Source organism: Sphingobium ummariense RL-3 (assembly GCF_000447205.1).
Classification (GTDB): domain Bacteria; phylum Pseudomonadota; class Alphaproteobacteria; order Sphingomonadales; family Sphingomonadaceae; genus Sphingobium; species Sphingobium ummariense.
This window is the reverse complement of the sequence record NZ_AUWY01000096.1, coordinates 22513-38038: the sequence shown is the minus strand read 5'-3', so window position 1 is coordinate 38038 and position 15526 is coordinate 22513. Positions and strand designations below refer to the sequence as shown.

Annotated in this window: 11 protein-coding genes; 6 read left to right on the top strand and 5 right to left on the bottom strand. The window is 63.6% G+C overall.

Annotated elements, in window-relative coordinates:
* Nucleotides 1-5 precede the first annotated feature (5 nt).
* Nucleotides 6-1325 carry a UDP-glucose dehydrogenase family protein gene (locus M529_RS38355; protein ID WP_021317184.1) on the bottom strand — a complete coding sequence of 440 codons (1320 nt, stop codon included), beginning with the start codon at nt 1323-1325 and terminating at the stop codon, nt 6-8.
* 275 nt (nt 1326-1600) lie between these two features.
* Between M529_RS38355 and M529_RS38350 the strand changes: the two genes are divergently transcribed.
* From M529_RS38350 to M529_RS38340, 3 genes are read left to right on the top strand one after another with little or no spacing between them, the layout of a single operon-like run.
* On the top strand, nt 1601-2611 hold the full coding sequence (locus M529_RS38350) for a hypothetical protein (protein ID WP_236617692.1): 1011 nt from the start codon (nt 1601-1603) through the stop codon (nt 2609-2611).
* A complete protein-coding gene (locus M529_RS38345) occupies nt 2611-3420 on the top strand; it encodes an ABC transporter permease (RefSeq protein ID WP_021318593.1) in 810 nt (269 codons plus the stop codon). Before M529_RS38350 ends, M529_RS38345 begins: the two co-directional genes overlap by 1 nt.
* A complete protein-coding gene (locus tag M529_RS38340) occupies nt 3417-4088 on the top strand; it encodes an ABC transporter ATP-binding protein (protein WP_021318592.1) in 672 nt (223 codons plus the stop codon). The genes M529_RS38345 and M529_RS38340 overlap by 4 nt, the downstream gene beginning before the upstream one ends.
* On the opposite strand, the gene M529_RS49760 is transcribed toward M529_RS38340, so the two are convergent.
* Complete coding sequence (locus M529_RS49760; RefSeq protein ID WP_161626361.1) at nt 4067-4516, bottom strand: hypothetical protein; 450 nt, start codon at nt 4514-4516, stop codon at nt 4067-4069. The two genes, M529_RS38340 and M529_RS49760, sit on opposite strands and share 22 nt — an antisense overlap.
* On the opposite strand from M529_RS49760, the gene M529_RS38335 reads away from it, so the two are divergent.
* The gene (locus M529_RS38335; RefSeq protein ID WP_161626360.1) at nt 4490-5311 is read left to right on the top strand and encodes a glycosyltransferase family 4 protein; all 822 of its coding nucleotides are present in this window, start codon (nt 4490-4492) and stop codon (nt 5309-5311) included. The two genes, M529_RS49760 and M529_RS38335, sit on opposite strands and share 27 nt — an antisense overlap.
* On the opposite strand, the gene rfbD is transcribed toward M529_RS38335, so the two are convergent.
* From rfbD to rfbA, 3 genes are read right to left on the bottom strand one after another with little or no spacing between them, the layout of a single operon-like run.
* Nucleotides 5295-6152 carry a dTDP-4-dehydrorhamnose reductase gene (rfbD, locus tag M529_RS38330; RefSeq protein WP_021318590.1) on the bottom strand — a complete coding sequence of 286 codons (858 nt, stop codon included), beginning with the start codon at nt 6150-6152 and terminating at the stop codon, nt 5295-5297. The genes M529_RS38335 and rfbD overlap by 17 nt on opposite strands.
* Nucleotides 6149-6694, bottom strand: coding sequence for a dTDP-4-dehydrorhamnose 3,5-epimerase (rfbC, locus tag M529_RS38325; RefSeq protein WP_021318589.1), 546 nt, complete (start codon nt 6692-6694; stop codon nt 6149-6151). Before rfbC ends, rfbD begins: the two co-directional genes overlap by 4 nt.
* Nucleotides 6691-7575, bottom strand: a complete 885-nt coding sequence (rfbA, locus tag M529_RS38320; RefSeq protein WP_031295091.1) for a glucose-1-phosphate thymidylyltransferase RfbA — start codon at nt 7573-7575, stop codon at nt 6691-6693. The genes rfbC and rfbA overlap by 4 nt, the downstream gene beginning before the upstream one ends.
* 485 nt (nt 7576-8060) lie before the next feature.
* On the opposite strand from rfbA, the gene M529_RS47805 reads away from it, so the two are divergent.
* Both M529_RS47805 and M529_RS47800 read left to right on the top strand, forming a co-directional pair.
* Nucleotides 8061-11393, top strand: coding sequence for a hypothetical protein (locus M529_RS47805; RefSeq protein WP_021318587.1), 3333 nt, complete (start codon nt 8061-8063; stop codon nt 11391-11393).
* A gap of 37 nt (nt 11394-11430) precedes the next feature.
* Nucleotides 11431-15459, top strand: a complete 4029-nt coding sequence (locus M529_RS47800; RefSeq protein ID WP_152522611.1) for a glycoside hydrolase family 99-like domain-containing protein — start codon at nt 11431-11433, stop codon at nt 15457-15459.
* Nucleotides 15460-15526 lie beyond the last annotated feature (67 nt).

Sequence of the window (15526 nt, the reverse complement as noted above, 5' to 3'; positions counted from 1 at the left end):
TTTCTTCACTTTTCGGTACCTTTTCCGCCGACGCGAGAGAGGGTGAAGCCGGCGTTTTGGGCTTCCTGAATGGGGTATATGTTGCGCAGGTCGACGAGGGTTGGCTGGTTCATGGAGGCGGCGAGGCGCTTGAGATCGAGGGCGCGGAAGGCGTCCCATTCGGTGACGAGGACGAGCGCGTCGGCGCCTTTGGCGGCCTCATAGGCGTCCTTTGCCATGGTGACCTGTGGCATCAGCGGTGCGGCGACGTCCATGCCCTCGGGATCATAGGCGACGATGGTGGCGCCGGCATCTTCGAGCGCCTGGACGATGGCGATGCTGGGGGCGTCGCGCATGTCGTCGGTGTTGGGCTTGAAGGTGAGGCCGAGCAGGGCGACGGTCTTGCCGCGGGCCTCGCCGCCGAGCGCCTTGACGATCTTGCGGCCCATGGCGCGCTTCCTGAGGTCGTTGACCTGCACCACCGTCTCGACGATGCGGATCGGGGCGTCATGGTCCTGGCCGGTCTTGACCAGGGCCAGCGTGTCCTTGGGAAAGCAGGAGCCGCCATAGCCGGGCCCGGCATGGAGGAACTTGGAACCGATGCGGTTGTCGAGGCCAATGCCGCGCGCCACGTCCTGCACCTCGGCGCCCACCGCCTCGCACAGGTCCGCCATCTCGTTGATGAAGGTGATCTTGGTGGCGAGGAAGGCGTTGGCGGCATATTTGATGAGTTCGGCGGTGCGCCGCCCGGTGAACATCACCGGCGCCTGGTTGAGGTTCAGCGGCCGGTAGATCTGCGCCATCACGTCGATCGCGCGCTGGTCGCCGGTGGTGCCCACCACCACCCGGTCGGGCCGCTTGAAATCGCCGATCGCCGCGCCCTCGCGCAGGAACTCGGGGTTGGAAACCACCGCGATCTCCACGTCGCTCCGCGCCTCGCGCACGATCCGCTCCACCTCGTCGCCCGTGCCGACGGGCACCGTCGACTTGGTCACGATCACCGTCGGGCCATCCACCGCCGCCGCGATCTCCTTGGCCGCCGCATAGACATAGGACAGGTCCGCATGCCCGTCTCCCCGGCGCGACGGCGTCCCCACCGCGATGAAGATCGCGTCCGCGCCCTTCACCCCCTCGCCAAGGTCCGTCGTGAAGCTCAAGCGGCCCGCCGCCGCATTGCTCCCCACCAGATGGTCCAGCCCAGGCTCGTATATCGGCATCCGACCCGATTCGATCGCCGCAATCTTCCCCGCGTCCTTGTCCACGCACACCACGTCGTGACCAAAATCCGCAAAACACGCCCCTGACACCAAACCCACATAGCCCGTGCCGATCATCGTGATTTTCATAATGCTTGGCCGCCCCCGAGAAACACTGGCGGCTCGCCCTAGCATGCTACTTTGCGATTACAAAGGCGGCCTTGCAGATTCGTCGGCATCGTTCTGCGGGCCATTGTGCACCTGCGCAATCCACTGGACTTTAACAGGTGCACCTCCTAACACACAGCCGAACCAATGACTGTCGAGTGCCGATGAGAAACATTCCTGAACGAATCGGTAAATTGCCCACGCTTTTCGTCGTGGCAGTTCTTGTTCCCACTGCCGTTGCCGCGGTATATTTCGGCTTGAGTTCCGATGTATATATGTCGGAATCGCGCTTCATCGTACGCAGCCAGTCAAAGGAGCCCAGCACGGGACTTGGTGCGTTGCTGAAGACCGGGGGTGGAGGCTCCAGCAGCAATGAAGGCTTTGCGACGCATGACTATATTCTGTCGCGCGACGCCCTGAACACGCTGAACCGCCAGGGCTTGGTCACGCGGGCCTATGGCAATGGCGAAATCTCCATTCTTAACCGTTTCAATCCGATGGGCTGGAACGGCAGCTCGGAAAAGCTTTTCCGATATTATGAGAACAAGGTCGAGGTGAAGTACGACCCGCTTTCGGCTATCGCCACCTTGCAGGTCCGCGCTTTTTCCCCGCAGGATGCATATCAGATCAATCGCCGGCTGCTCGATCAGGCGGAAGCACTGGTCAACAAGATCAATAGCCGCGCGCGCGAGGATCTGGTTGGCTATGCGACGGCGGAATTGAACGAGGCGAAAGAGGCCGCGCGCAAGGCGGCTCTCGCCTTGTCCGACTACCGCAACCGCGAAGGCGTGGTAGATCCCGAGAAGCAGGCGTCGGTTCAGCTTCAGATGATTTCCAAGCTGCAGGATGAACTCATTTCGACCAAGACGCAGCTGGTGCAGTTGCGCGTCTTCACGCCACAGAACCCGCAGATTCCTGTCCTCCAGACACGCGTGTCGGAACTGGGGAAGGAGATCAACGAGCAGATCGGCCTCGTCGCGGGCAGCCAGAAGTCGCTGGCGGCATCCGCCGCCCAGTTCCAGCGGCTGCAGCTGGAAAGCCAGCTGGCTGACAAGGAACTCGGCGCTGCGATTTCGTCCCTGCAGGAAGCTCGTAACGAAGCGCGGCGCAAGCGCGCCTATGTAGAGCGGATCGTGCAGCCCGACACGCCGGATGATGCGCTCGAACCCAAGCGGTTGCGCGGTATCTTGAGCACCATGGCCATCGGCCTTGTCGTCTATGGCATCCTGACGATGCTGTTTGCGGGTATCAAGGAGCATCACGACTGATGTCCGGCGACGTCGATGGGGCGCCGAAGTCTCGCTTGCTGCGGTCCTGGGCCATTCAGCGGCGGGTTATTGGCGCGCTTCTTATGCGGGAAGTCATCACGCGGTATGGCCGTCACAACATAGGTTTCCTCTGGCTCTTCCTGGAGCCCATGATCTTCACTCTGGGCGTGACGGCCATTTGGACTGCAACGAAATCAGTCCACGGATCTGATTTGCCAATCGCCGCATTTGCCGTCACGGGCTATTCCAGTGTGCTGATCTGGCGTAACATGCCATCGCGGTTGGTGGATTCCATCGCGCCCAATCTCTCGCTCATGTACCATCGTAACGTGAAGATCGTCGATATCTTCGCGGCGCGATTGCTGCTGGAAGCGGTGGGCGTCGCCACGTCATTTATGGTCCTGACCCTGTTCTTCGCGGCGATCGGCTGGCTCAACCTGCCCGAAGATCCGCTAAAAGTGATCGAGGGATGGCTGATGCTCGCTTGGTGGGGCATGTCGCTTGCCATGTTCCTGGGCGCGCTATCGCATCGCAGCGAATTGGTCGATAAGTTCTGGCATCCGACCGCCTATCTTCTCTTCCCTCTTTCCGGCTCCGCATTCCTGGTCGATGCCATGCCGCCGGAATTCCAGAAATGGATTTTGTATCTTCCTATGGTGCACGGCGTCGAATGTGTGCGCGATGGTTTTTTCGGATCCCATTTCACCCCACATTATGACCTGGGCTACATGGCCCTCATCAATCTGACCTTCACTTTCCTGGCGCTCACCGAAATACGCCACGCCAGCCAGAATTTGGTGCCCGCATGACCGAAGGCGGCATGATCAATGTCGACAAGGTTTCCAAGCGCTATAAGGTGCGTTCAGGGTGGAGCACCGTATTCCGCGATGTCGATTTCAGAATTGCCAAGGGTGAGAAGATCGGGATCCTGGGCCGAAACGGTGCTGGCAAATCCACGCTCATCAGGCTGCTGGGCGGCGTGGAGCAGCCGTCCTCCGGGCGGATCACCCGCACCATGTCGGTTTCCTGGCCCCTGGCCTTTTCCGGTGCGTTCCAGCAATCGTTGACCGGCGCCGACAATTTGCGCTTCATCTGCCGCGTCTATGGCGCGGATATCAGTGAGACCGTGGACAAGGTCGAAGATTTCGCGGAACTCGGCAAATATATGCGCGAGCCGGTCAGAACCTATTCCGCCGGCATGCGGGCGCGGCTTGGCTTCGGGATATCGCTCGCGGTCGAGTTCGACTGCTTCCTGATCGATGAAATCGTGGCGGTCGGAGACTCGCGGTTCCAGCAGAGATGCTATGACGAACTGTTCGTGAAGCGAAAGGACCGTGCCATGATCATGGTTTCGCACAACGACAGATATATCCGTGAGCATTGCGATCGTGCAGCCGTGCTTGCCGGTGGGCGCTTTGCAGTCTTCGATGACATGGACGAAGCCTATGGCTATTATCAGGCGCATGATCGGGAATGAGCCTGTTTGATCGACTGCTCCGGCGGGTTGGCCGGGGCAGGGCAGACCCGCTTATGGGGGAGGGTTTCCGGCGCCTGTTCGTCGATGTGTCCACGATCGCGCAGCACGATGCGCGCACCGGCATCCAACGGGTCGTTCGAGCGGTCCTCCTTCAGCTTTTGCACAATCCCCCGGATGACTTTGCTGTCGTGCCGGTGGCGGCCATGGCGCGAAGGGGCTATTGCGCGGCGCCCTTCGACCCTGTCACGGGTAAGGTCTCCTTGCCTCCGCCGGACAGCCCGCTGTTGTGTGGTGTGGCGGGCGACATCTTCTTGGGACTCGATTTGGCCGCGCACCGGCTGTCCCGTCACCGTCGACAGATTGCGGGATGGCGGCGGCGCGGCGTTGCGATCCACGTCGTCGTGTACGATCTGCTGCCCCTGCAGCATCCGGAATGGTTCCCAGCCAGCACGGCTCGGAATTTCCGGAAATGGCTCCAGGTGCTGGCGCGTCTGTCAGACGGCGCCGTCTGCATCTCACATGCGGTCGCCCGCGACCTCGAGCATTGGCTTGCCGCCAATGCCGTCCGGCCGGTCACGATCGCTGTGATGCCGCTCAGCGGCGCGGTCGAGGCGAGCAATCCCAGTCACGGTATGGACGAGGAGGGGCGGCGCGCGATCGACTGGATGCGATCCGCGCCGACGGTGCTGATGGTCGGCACCATCGAACCACGCAAGGGCCACGATGCCGTCCTTGCCGCGATGGAACGGCTGTGGCGCGAAAGGCGCGAGGCTGCACCCAACCTTCTGATCATCGGCCGGCTGGGGTGGCATATGGAAGGGTTGCAAAGGATGCTGAACCAGCATCCGGAGCGCGGCAGTCGCCTGCGCTGGCTGGGAAATGCGTCGGACGAACTCCTGCTCGCCTGCTATGCTCATGCCGCTCTGGTGATTGTGGCATCCCGCGGTGAAGGCTTCGGCCTGCCGATCGTGGAGGCCCGCCAGCGCGGTCTGAAGGTGCTGGCCCGCGACCTGCCGGTCTTTCACGAGCAGGCCGATGAAGGCGTCTTCTTCTTCTCATCCGATGCGCCGGAACGGCTGACCGATGACATCATGCATGTGTTGAAGGCCGACGGGACGGCGGCCCGGCCAGCGGGCGGCTGGATCGACAGTATCGACCGGCTGCTGCTGGCGCTCGGCACGCCGCGAACGCGCCAGGCTGGTTCCGTCAACCCTGCGTCTTGATCTCCGTCATCATCATCCGGAGATGATGACGCCAGTGCGGCGCCGGGCCGCCGATCGCCGCGAAGGTGCTGGTCTTGTCCAGCACCGAATAATGTGGGCGGCGTGCCGGCGTAGGATAATCGGTTGTGGCGATCGGCACCACCGGTACCGCCTGGGACAGCAGCCCCGCGGCCAGACCTTCTTCCTGGACCGCCACTGCGAAGTCGTACCAGCTTGCAGCGCCGCTGTCGGTATAGTGATGAATGCCGCTCGCGCCGGCCGCCGCGAGCGACCAGAGCGCGGCAGCGAGCGCAGGCGCATAGGTCGGCGTGCCGATCTGGTCGGCGACGACGCGCACTTCCGGCCGCTCGCCCATGACGCGCAGCATCGTGCGGACGAAATTGCCGCCCATGGGTGCATAGACCCATGCCGTGCGCACGATCAGCGCATCCGGCCCTGCCAGCTGCTCGCCGGCCAGCTTCGTTCGGCCATAGGCGCTGATCGGGTTGGTCGGCGCATCAGGCGCATAGGGAACCCCGGATGTGCCGTCGAACACGAAATCGGTCGAAACATGGATGAAGCGCGCGCCTACATCGCGGGCCGCATCGGCAAGCGTACCGACGGCCGTGCCGTTCACGGCGAGCGCGAGATCCTCTTCCTGCTCTGCCCTGTCCACGGCCGTGTAGGCGGCGGCATTGATCAGGAGGTCGGGCTTTTCTGCCTGGACCAGAGCCCGGACGGCATCTCCGTTGGTGATGTCGAGTTCGTCGGAACCGACGCAGTGCAGCACCGTGCCAGCCGGCGCGCTTGCCTGCAGCCCGCGTCCAAGCTGGCCCTTCGCGCCAACGATCAGCGCTTTCATGCAAAGGCCTCGATCTGGTCGAGCGACTTGCCTTCTAAGTCCTTCTTGGACAACTGCGGCTCGATCCCTTCCAGCGGCCATTCGATGCCGACCGATGGGTCGTTCCACATCAGCGAATGTTCTGCCGCCGGTTCGTAGAGAGCGGTACATTTGTAGAGAAAGTCGGTGCCGTCCTCCAGGCTCACAAAGCCATGGGCAAAGCCCGGCGGAACCCAGAACATGCGCTTGTTGGCCGCCGACAGTTCCACGCCGACCCATTTCCCGAAATGCGGGCTGGATTTGCGGATGTCGACCGCCACGTCCCAGACCCGGCCGGCAACGACACGAACCAGCTTGCCCTGCGGGTTGGGGTTCTGGAAATGCAGGCCGCGCAGCACGCCGCGCGCGGAGCGGCTGTGATTGTCCTGCACGAAGTTGAGGTCCAGCCCGGCCTCGCGGAAGCGGTCGGCATTCCAGCTTTCCATGAAGAAGCCGCGCTCGTCGCCGAATACCTTCGGCTCGATGATGAGCGGTCCGGGGATCGCCGTCTCGATGATGTTCATGCGATCGCGCCCTTGCCTTGCAACAGGTCCATCAGATAGTTGCCGTAGCCGCTCTTGCGCAGCGGCGCGGCAACGGCCTCCAGCTGGGCATCGTCGATGAAACCCTGCCGCCAGGCGATTTCCTCAGGGCAGCAGATCTTGAGGCCCTGCCGTTCTTCGGTCACGCGCACATAGAGCGCCGCGTCGAGCAACGAGCCGTGCGTGCCGGTGTCGAGCCATGCAAAGCCGCGCCCCATGATCTCGACCGACAAGCTGCCTTCCTCCAGATAGAGGCGATTGAGATCGGTGATCTCCAACTCGCCGCGAGGTGAGGGCTTGAGATCCTTGGCGAGGCGCACGGCGCGATCGTCATAGAAATAAAGCCCGGTCACCGCATAGTTGGACTTGGGCTCCTCGGGCTTTTCCTCGATCGTCTCCGCCCGTCCCTCCGCATCGAAGGACACGACGCCATAGGCCTTGGGGTCGCTTACATAATAGCCGAACACCGTCGCGCCGGCTTCGCGCTGGCTCGCCCGGCTCAGCAGGTCGACGAGGCCGTGGCCGTAGAAGATGTTGTCGCCCAGGACCAGGGTGGAAGGGTTATCGCCCACGAAGTCCGCGCCGATATGAAAGGCCTGAGCAAGCCCGCCCGGATCCGGCTGGACGGCATAGGACAGGGAAATTCCCAGTTCTGCGCCGTCTCCCAGCAACGACCGGAAGGCAGGGGCATCATGCGGCGTGGTGATGATCAGTATCTCTCTGATGCCGGACAGCATTAGCGTCGACAGCGGATAATAAATCATCGGCTTGTCATAGACCGGCATCAACTGCTTCGACACGCCCTTGGTCAACGGGTAGAGTCTGGTACCGGAGCCCCCCGCCAATATTATGCCTTTGCGCACATCTTGCTCCAGGAAGTGAATGAAAATTGGGTTTAGGTGCGACCTGTTACAAATGCAAGGCAGTTAAACGATTCGGTGCTGCCCCACCCGCCATGTCAGTGCACGGCCGTTGCCGGGCGCCAGTAGTCAGCGGTGAATTATCGGGGGATCTTGGCCAAGGGCGGAACATTTTGTCCTTCATCAAGATGTCTTAAGTCGTCGGCAGAAGCGGCGCAGACTATGGCAGGGACATGATCCGGGAGGGTGCAGGGGCACGGTTACCGATTGACATCCGCAGGGTTGCAGTCAGAGATAGGCCGATCAGGGGCAGAAGGGCGAACTAGGTGGTGGACAGCGTGTCGGCGACAGGTAACCGACGGGGAAACGCACGTAGCCGACGGAGCAGCAAGGTCTCTGAGACTGGAAATCCGGGCGATGGGAAGAAGGTGGCGGGTACGCGGACAGCGGTGCTGGTCGTTGCCATGCATCGCTCCGGAACCAGCGCAATGGCTCGGACGCTCAACCTGCTCGGCTGCGACATGGCGCCCGACCTCCTGCCCGCTGATCAGTGGAATAGCTCGGGCTATTGGGAATCCAGATCGATTTGCCGGCTCAACGAGCAGATCCTGAACGCGGGCGGCGCGAGTTGGCATGAATGGCAGGAATTCAGTTCCGACTGGCTTCATTCTTCTGCCCTGGACCGCTTTCGCGACCGGGCGGTCGAAGTGCTGGAGAAGGAATTCGGCGGTTCCAGCCTGTTCGTTGTCAAGGATCCGCGGTTCAGCCTGCTGATGCCGTTCTGGCGCTCCGTGTTCGACAGGATGGGGATCGAGCCGGTCGCGGTTCACCCCGTGAGGCATCCGATGGCGGTCGCGCGCTCGCTGGAGCGGCGCGATGGCTTTCTCGCGGCCAAGGGGCTTCTGCTCTGGTTGCGCTATGCGCTGGAAAGCGAGCGGGGAACGCGCGGGCTGCGCCGCTTCTTTGCCACATATGAGCAGTTGCTGGACGATCCCGCCGGCTTGATCGAACGGTCGCAGAAGGCGCTCGGCCTGCAGTGGCCGCGCAATTCGGCCCGGGTCCGGCGGGAAATCGGCGCCTATCTCGACGGGGGCTCGGATCATCGGGATAAGGCCGGGTCAACCCAGGCGCTTGCCTATGCCGGCAACTGGATCGACGGCGCTTACGGCATCCTGTCGTCATGGGCGGCGGCTGGGGAGCAGGAAGGCGATCGGGCCGCGCTCGACGCGCTGTTGAAGGAATTCAACGCGGGTGCGCACGCCTTTGGCGCCATTGCCAAGGACAATGAGGAGCGCTTTGCCAGCATCGCCCGGTTGCAGCAGGAGCAGGAGGCGTTGCGCGGCGCCCGGCAGGCCGCCGAAAAGAAGGCGGAAGAATCCGAAAGCCGCTTGGAGGCGCTCGAGGAGATCAAAGCCGAGCTCGAACAGAAGGTCGCGGCGATCACCCGCCAGGCGGAAGGCTTGCTCAAGTCCAAGGCAGCGCTTGAGGAGCGCTACGCCGTCACGCAGGAGGAGCGCGACCAACTGCGCCATCTCCGCCTGAAGCTGGAGCAGGAGCGCGCCTCCGCTGTCAGTGAGAAGGCAGCGCTCACCAGCATGAAGGCCGAGCTGGAAGACCGGATCATGGCGGCAGCCGAACGCGCCGACGCCGTTCAGCGCGCCAAGGTCGCGCTGGAGCAGCGCCACCTCGCTACCCAGAAGGAGCGCGACAGCCTGCGGGATCAGCAGGCCAGGCTGCAGGCGGACCATGCCGCGGCGGTGGAGGAGCGGAAAGCGCTGCAATCCGAGAAGGCGGCGTTGGAAGATCGCCTGGCCGAGGCCGAGCAGCAGCAGGTCCAACTGCGCGAGGCAGCGGAGGAACTGGAGCGCAAGGCGGCGGACGCGCTCGAGCGAAGCGAGGCGATCCAGCGGGCGAAAACCGCGCTGGAAGAACGGCATCGCGCCACGCAGAAGGAGCGCGACGGGCTGCGCGAATATCGCGCAAAGATGGACGTGGATTATCCCGCGGTGGTGCACGACAGGGATGCGCTAGCGCAGCAAGTTGTCCTTGCCGCCGAGCAGGGCGAAGCGCTTCAGAAGGCGAAGGCCGCGCTGGAGGAACAGTATCTCGCCACGCAGAAGGAGCGGGATGCGCTTCGCGAATATCAGGCCAAGATCGCTGCGGATCATGCTGCGGCGCTGAAGGACAGCGAGGCGCTGGCGCAGCAGTTGGGCGCCGCCACTGAACGGAGCGAGGCACTTCAAAAGGCAAAGAGCGCGCTGGAAGAGAAACATCTGGCGACGCAGTTGGAGCGCGATGCACTGCGCGCCTACCGCGCCAAGATGGAGACGGAGCATGCGGCGGCGCTGAAGGAGAAGGAGGCGCTGGCGCAGCAGCTGGCCTCGGCCAACGAGCGCAGCGAGGCGGTCCAGAAGGTCAGGCGTGCGCTGGAGGAACGCGCCCAGGCGCTCCAGGCCGAAAGGGATTCTCTCAGGGAGAATCGGGTGAAGGCCGAGGAAGAGCGGGATTCGCTTATGGCCGAGCGCGATGCGTTGCTGGAGGAGCAGCGGACCTTGAGTGCGGGTCGCGAGGCCGAGGTGGCCAATCTCTCGGCGCTTGTTCAGGCGGCGACAGAGGCGCAAGGCGCCCTGGCCAGCCAGAACGCCGCTCTTGAAGCGGAAATCCGGGCCAGGGAACAGGCCGTTGAGGCACTTCAGCGAGATCTGGAGAAGACCATCGCGCTGGTGGCGGTGCGCGACCGTGAACTGGCCACTGTGACCCTCAGCCTCGCGCAGAGCGAGCAGGAAGCGCAGAAGCAGAGGCAGGCGGCGTCCCGCGTCGCGCAGACGGAACAGCTCGCACGACAGTGGGAAGATGAGAGCCGGCGCCTCAACGAGGAACTGGAGCAGGTTCGCAACAGCGCCGCGATCGAGCTGGATGCCTTAAAGAACCAGCTCGCACAGACAGAAAGTGCGCTGCGCCAGCGCCAGCTCGAGACCGAGCAGGCCGCAGAGGAGCTGCAGGGGGCCTATGGCAAGATCGAGGCGGAGCGGGCGAAGAGCGCGGCCCTGCAGGCGGAACTGGGCAAGCAGATCGATGGCCTTCGTCAGGAAGTCGCCGGCCTGGAACGCGCACGAGCGGCGGCCGACGGTGCGATGAAGGTCCGGTTCGACGAAATCGCCCTGATTACGCAGCACCTGGCAGAGCGCGAGACGGATCTGGTCGCCGTGCGGGACGAACTCCATGCCGAGCGCAGCCGGACGAGTGAACGTGAAGATCGCCTGCACCACATGGAAACGGAGGTGGCAGCGCGCGTGGATCGCATCGCCCAGCTCGATCGTCAGCTTGAGGAAAGCCGCAGGCTTGTCGAAGCCCGCGACAACGATCTGGCGGACCGGCAGCAGGCCCTGGCCCAGGCTCTGGAGGCGCTGCAGGAAGTCAGGGAGGATCTGCAGCGGCAAAAGGAGATCGTTCGCGCCGCGATGCTGGCGAGTCAGGCCGATCTTGCGAGCAAGCAGGAAATTCTGAAGCGGGATTCCACCCATAGCCTGTCGTTATATTATCAGCATATGGCGTCGATCGAAGCGATGCTTGCCGATGCGATTCTGCCTTTCCCCGCTCTGACGCGAAAGCGGACGCTTGCGAAGCAGCGCCAGATTATCGAAACGCATGCGCAGTTCGATGCCGACTGGTATGTCCGCAACAATCCTGACGTGCAGCAGACTGGAGCGGATCCTGTCGATCACTTCATTACCTACGGTATCGCCGAGAGGCGAGCGCCCAATGAGATGATGGAGGCGTTGCGCGTGTCAGCCGCTTTCCACAGCACGCAAGAGCCGTGACCTTGCCAGTCTGCGGGCGGGCGATGCGAGGGCTGTGGTGACGGACTACGAAGCTTTTGCCGCGGAAATTGCGGCATCCGGCCTGTTCGATGCGGAATGGTACGCGGCCGAATATCCCGATGTCGTCCAATCAGGACTAGATCCGCTGCTTCATTTTGCGCGGATCGGCCTGTTGCTGAAGCGCAACCCCGGCCCGGATTTCGATGCGCGCTTTTATCTAGAGCGCTATGTCGACGTCGCCAGGGGGCAGCATCACGCCTTCATCCATTACATCCGTTATGGTCGCGAAGAAGGACGCCTGCCGCTCCGGCCGCGAAAGGTGGAGATGGTCGCGACGGAGCAGCTTCACCCCGCATCGGCACCGGCCGATGCGGCCTGGGATTATCGCCAAGCGTTCGACGCCTTCGCACGACGGGGTCTGGAGCGGCTATCCCCGGTGGCTGTTCTCGCGGTGACGGATGGCGAGGCCGGATGGCGGTCGGTGCTCGGAGCCGTCGATTTGCTTGCTATGGAGCATGATCTTTATGTCTCCGGGCCGGAACCCCGGGATTTTTCGGCGGTGCCGGGCCTTGTCCGTTCGATCACCTGGCTGAGCCAGGAGAGCGCTCCAGGCGACGCGATCAATTTCGCCGGCAACGGCGGGCTTGACGGCTATGAGGCGGCACTGATCATGCAGACTGCCAAGGCAGGCGAGCAGGAGATCGAGGCAGCCGTGCGCCTAGCCACGGCATTCCGTGCGGACGCCGACTGGGGATGTCTTGCGTCTGCTGTCGGCCATGAGGACCTTGGAGACGATACGGCGACACGGGCCGACCTGACGATGGCTGGCCTGGTCGTGCCGCGCGGAGCGGTTCCGGTGCCGCGAGGCGCAGTCCTGTGGATCAAGCCCCTGCTGGCCAGGGTGTGGCGACAGGCCGATGGACCCGACGTTTTCGGAGACGAGGCGGCGGGGGCTTCATGGCAAGGGGCCCTGCGCAGCCTCGCCGTCGCCGCAGCGCTGGCAGATATGGATGTGCGCGTCGATCCAAAGGCGCCGGTTCCCGACGCAGCGGAGGGGCAGGCGTTGAAAGCGGTGGCCTTCTACCTGCCTCAATTCCATCCTATCCCGGAAAACGACCGGTGGTGGGGCAAAGGCTTTACCGAGTGGTTCAACGTTGTGCGGGGACGGCCCTTCTTCGACGGCCATGATCAGCCGCGCCTGCCCGCAGATCACGGCTTCTACGATCTTCGCTCGATCGAAACGCAGCGGGCCCAGGCCGCCCTGGCGAAGCAGTTCGGCATCTACGGCTTCTGCTATCATTATTACTGGTTCAACGGGCGCAAGCTGCTCCACCGGCCGCTCGAACAGTTCCTGAGCAGCGACATCGATCATGGTTTCTGTCTGTGCTGGGCCAATGAAAACTGGTCGCGAAACTGGGATGGGTTGCATCTCGATGTCCTGCTTGAGCAGACCTATTCGCTCGAAAGCAATGTCGCCCTTATCCGTGAGTGGATTCCGATGATGCGCGATCCCCGCTGGATCCGCTACCAGGGCAAGCCCGTGGTACTGGTCTACCGGATCGGCCTGATTCCCGACTGGATCGTGACGGCTAGGTTATGGCGTGAGGAATGCCATCGCGCCGGGATCGGAGACATTCACCTGTGTGCTGTCCGTTTCGCGCTGGAGCAGATGGACGGGCAACCCCAGGATCACGGCTTGGACAGTTACGTGATCTTTCCCCCCCATGAAATGGCTGGGCTGGATGTCCGCGATGCCGTATCCCGCCTCGATCCCGCTTTTGAGGGAGAGGTTTTGAGCTATGAAGCGGCTGTCGATGCCGATTTGGGCCGTTTTGCGCTGGGCTATCCCTGGCCGGTACATCGCGGTGTCATGGCGAGCTGGGACAATACCGCCCGCCGCGGCGCCCGCGCGCGCATCTATCATGGCGCTTCGCCCTTCGGCTTTCGGCGGTGGGTCAAGGGCATACTCGGACAGGAGGAAATGCGCGGCGGCGACGAAACGCTGCTGTTCCTGAACGCCTGGAACGAATGGGCGGAAGGGAGCTATCTGGAACCCGACCAGCGCTGGGGCGCCTCCTATCTGGAGGGATATCGCTCGGCGGTGCAGGCGGTGCCCACGATGCGCCTGCCTGATCGCACGGCGCCCACGCTCGACCGGATCGGCTTTCCGCTAGATCGGACCGGCGCCATGCGTCCGGCTCCGCGCCTGCTGTCCGGTCGAAGAGCGGTCAATCCGGACTGGCCCACGGTGATGCTGTGCGCGCACATCTCCGGCCATCAGCTCTTTGGCGGCGAGCGCAGCCTGCTCGACGTGCTGGAGGCGCTGGCGACGATGGCGGTGAATGTCGTCGTCACGCTGCCCAGCGACAATCATCCCGATTATGTCGCGCGCGTGAGCGATCTGTGTACCGCGCTTTACTGCTTCGCCTATCCGCAATGGGCGGACAGGCGCGAAGCCTATGCCTGGCTGACGCTGGATTTCGCGGAGATCATAGCCCGGCACGATGTCGTTCTGGTGCATGCCAACACGATCGTCCTGCTGGAACCGCTGGCCGCCGCGCGGCTGATGGGGCGCATGGCGGTGGTGCACGCGCGCGAACTGGTGACGCTGGACGATGCCTTGTGCAGGCAAATCGGCCTGTCGCCGGGCGAGATCGTCTCCACCGTCGCCAAACGGGCCGACTGGGTGATCGGCAACTCGCGCGCCACCTGCGCCCTCTATGGTGGGGGGCGGGTGCTGTATGTTCCCAACGCAGTGTCGGCCGCTGATCTCGACATCGCCAATCCCGTCGGGCGGCTGGTGCGCGTCGGCATCGTCAGTTCCAACGTCGCCTCGAAAGGCATCGCCGATTTCGTCGAGGTCGCGCGGCGTGCAGCGGCGCGCGGCATCAACGCGGTCTTCGTCATCGTCGGACCCAGGACAGAGGATATCGATCGCTGGGTCGAGGAGGCCGCCCAAGGCGCTCGCCCGGCCAATCTGGAGTTCGCCGGCTACAAGGACCAGCCTGGCGAAGCGATGCGCGGGATCAACATCCTCCTCAACCTCTCGCTCTTCGGCGAGTCCTTCGGTCGCACCGTGGCGGAGGCGATGGCTGCGGCACGGCCGGTGGTCGCCTATCATTGGGGCGCGCTGCCGGAACTGGTGGACGATGGCGAGACCGGGTTCCTGGTACCTTATCGTGATCTGGATGCGGTGGTGGAGGCGCTGGAAACGCTTTGCGCCGATCCGGCCCGCATCGCGGCGATGGGAGAGAAAGGGCGCGCGAAGGTCACGGCCCAGTTCTCCCAGGACCGGCTCCGGGTCGCCGTCGCCGAAGCCTATGCGACGATGCTTGCGCCCACGGCGTCGAAAGACGCTGCCGGTCAGGCGCCGCGTGTTCGCATCCTGCTGGCTGCCGATGGCGTGCCCGCCGACCGGCTGCGCGCCTGCCTCGATACCCTGATCCGCAACACCGACCCGCGCCAGGCGGATATCCTTGTCGCGACGGGGGATCATGATGATGACAGGCGGGCGCTGCTCGACAGCTATCGCACTCATACCGAGCTTGGCGTGCAGGAGGCTGGTGAAGGTCTGGAGCCCTTGCTCCGCGCGATGGAGGAGGGCGGACCGGCGGACGTCGTGATCCTGGATGGCGGGGAGCAGGTCAAGCCGCGCTGGCTGGAGGGATTGCGGGCGGTCGCTTATGGTCGCGCGCAAACCGGCATGGTGCTGCCGCTGGGGCATGCCGTCGGGAGCGGCCCGACCCTGCGCGATGCCGACGCCCTGCTGCTGCTGCAAAGGACCATCCGCTGTGCGCCGCTGCAAGTGCGACGGGCAGCCGGCTGCGCCTATCTCAAGCGGAGCGCGCTGGCCACCATCGATTGGCGGGCCTGTCTGTCCGATGGTTGGAGTGCCGCCGCCGGAGAACGGTTGCGGAAGGGGCTCCTGGAAAAGGGGTGGGAAACATGGCTTTCTCCTTGGTCGATCGTCGTCCCGGACGAGCGGGGCGGCCAGATCACCGTAGAGGATGTAGAAGCCGATCGCTGGGCCGATCTGGTCGCCACCCTGGAGGCGAGACAGCCCTGACGTCCATTTTTGGGGCGGATAGCGCCCTTTTTTCCGGCGAATCGCGGAATCACGGAAAGGACGGCGC

Bases quoted from the DNA above. Each gene is read 5' to 3' on its own strand.
- M529_RS38355 (WP_021317184.1), bottom strand. From the start codon at position 1,325: ATGAAAATCACGATGATCGGCACGGGCTATGTGGGTTTGGTGTCAGGG.
- M529_RS38345 (WP_021318593.1), top strand. From the start codon at position 2,611: ATGTCCGGCGACGTCGATGGGGCGCCGAAGTCTCGCTTGCTGCGGTCC.
- M529_RS38340 (WP_021318592.1), top strand. From the start codon at position 3,417: ATGACCGAAGGCGGCATGATCAATGTCGACAAGGTTTCCAAGCGCTAT.
- M529_RS49760 (WP_161626361.1), bottom strand. From the start codon at position 4,516: ATGCTGCAGGGGCAGCAGATCGTACACGACGACGTGGATCGCAACGCC.
- rfbD (WP_021318590.1), bottom strand. From the start codon at position 6,152: ATGAAAGCGCTGATCGTTGGCGCGAAGGGCCAGCTTGGACGCGGGCTG.
- rfbC (WP_021318589.1), bottom strand. From the start codon at position 6,694: ATGAACATCATCGAGACGGCGATCCCCGGACCGCTCATCATCGAGCCG.
- M529_RS47805 (WP_021318587.1), top strand. From the start codon at position 8,061: ATGGCTCGGACGCTCAACCTGCTCGGCTGCGACATGGCGCCCGACCTC.